Origin of the sequence: Moorena sp. SIO3I8 (assembly GCF_010692325.1) — a bacterium.
In the GTDB taxonomy this organism is placed as follows: domain Bacteria; phylum Cyanobacteriota; class Cyanobacteriia; order Cyanobacteriales; family Coleofasciculaceae; genus Moorena.
In genome coordinates, this window is sequence record NZ_JAAHHW010000315.1 from 1 (window position 1) to 1,880 (window position 1,880).

General features: G+C 43.1%; 1 protein-coding gene. It reads right to left on the bottom strand.

Annotation, left to right across the window (positions count from 1 at the left end; all coding sequences use genetic code 11):
- Positions 1–79: 79 nt before the first annotated feature.
- Positions 80–1,600, bottom strand: coding sequence for an HlyD family efflux transporter periplasmic adaptor subunit (locus F6K51_RS36560; protein ID WP_293030883.1), 1,521 nt, complete (start codon positions 1,598–1,600; stop codon positions 80–82).
- Positions 1,601–1,880 lie beyond the last annotated feature (280 nt).

The window sequence follows — 1,880 nt, forward strand, 5'->3', positions numbered from 1 at the left end:
TTCCCCCTCTCCCCACCCTCCCCACCCTCACCACACTTCTTTTAGTTATAGATTTACAAATATGAAATGCACCCAACATCTACAACTTCAACCCTCCCTGCTGTAACTTCTTAAAGGGATCGAGAATAAAATCAATAATCCGACGCTGGCGCACAATCACCTCAGCCATGGCCGTATCTCCAGGACGCAAGGGAATACACTTATCAGCCGAAGCTATACAATCCTGCTTCAGTTCAATTTCTAAATCATAAACTGCTCTTTTACCATTAGGAGTATCCACCTCAGAGGTAGTAGGAGAAATGTCTACTAACTGTCCTGCTACAACTCCATAATCCTGAAACGGATAGGCATCAAATTTAAGCTTCACTGGCATTCCTGTCTCTAAAGAACCACTTTCAGTCGTTGCCATCTGCCCTCGAATTACCAACACCGAACCTGAGGGTGCAATTTCCGCCACCATACTTCCTGACTGAACTACCGCTCCAGCGGCTTGAATCGGTAATTCAAACACCGTACCACTGACCGGTGCCTTTAACACTCGTTGCTTTAACTGAAGCTGCAACGAGTTAATCTCACCCTTACTTTGAGCAATTTCTGAATTGAGGGTAGTTATTTGTGTATCCAAATTCTTCAATTGTTCCTCCACCCTCAGCAGCGCTAATTTACCCGAGTGGCTCAGAGTCTGATAACTTCTTTGTTGTTCCTTTAGTCGTAACTGTGCCTGTTCAATCTCTGCTCGCGCTTGTCGAAGGCTTCGTTCATAACTACTCTGTTGTTCAGTTAGACGTAACGTACTCTGCTCAATCTCTGACTTGGTTTGTTCATACAACCGTTGCCTCTCCTGTAGCAAATCTTCCCGATCTACTACTTGGATTTCCGAAACAATGCCTTCTTGATAGGCATCCTTGTAACGGTTCACCTCCCGCTCAGCATTATCCAAACGATTCTCAATTATATTAAAAGACTTTTGACTAAGTTTAAAGGTCTGACGCGCCTGATTAACTTGAGCTAACTTTTCTTCTTGTTGTAAATCATAGGAATTCTTCAGAGCCTCCAGATTCTGTAGCGCTTGGTCTACTTGTGTTTGTTTTTCCAACACTTGAGCTTGATTTTGTTGCTGCTGAGTTGCCAATGCTACCACTAATTGATTTTTCAGCAACTCTAACTGAGACAAGCGATTTAAGTGACCTTTTAACTTATCTTGTACTTGCCTTAGCTCTGAATTAACTAACTCAGATTCTAATACTAATAACTGTTGTCCAGCGTCTACTTTATCTCCCTTTTTTACCTTAATATATTCTACGGTTCCCGCCACAGCTGCATCCAGCCTCACCGTGTTTCCTTTCGGTTCTAGTCTTCCCCTAGCCGTACCGGTTTCATCCACTTGAGATAGTATAGCCCAGGGCAAAATCAGGCCAACAAATGTGATTAGAAAGTACATCAGTCCCCTTGTCCAAACTTGGGGTAAACTATCGAGTAGTTCTTGAGTGGCCTCAGACCAATCATCCCGAGATGAAGCTGGTGTTGGAGAAGTCAAGGTTTCTTGGTGTTGTTGGGGGGCAGGATCTCCGTTTACTTGTCTGTTTAATGTATTTGGCATGGGTTTAGTGATTAGTAATTAGTGATTTAGCAAATAAAACAGGGAGTAGGGAGTAGGGAGTAGGGAGTAGGGAGTAGGGAGTAGGGAGTAGGGAGTAGGGAGTAGGTAACTAGTGATTAGTTATTGGTCAAAACTGTTAGACGTTATTTGATAGCGTTTATTGCATTTATGAGGTACGCTTATCAGCCTGAAAGTCCCCCTTAATAAGGGGGATTTAGGGGGATCCCTTTGTCCTTCATGGGAGAGAGAATTGCTATATAACTCATCACTCAATTTCATA

What these genes read in the sequence shown, in the direction of transcription:
- F6K51_RS36560 (WP_293030883.1), bottom strand. Translation starts at nt 1,600, where the DNA reads ATGCCAAATACATTAAACAGACAAGTAAACGGAGATCCTGCCCCCCAA.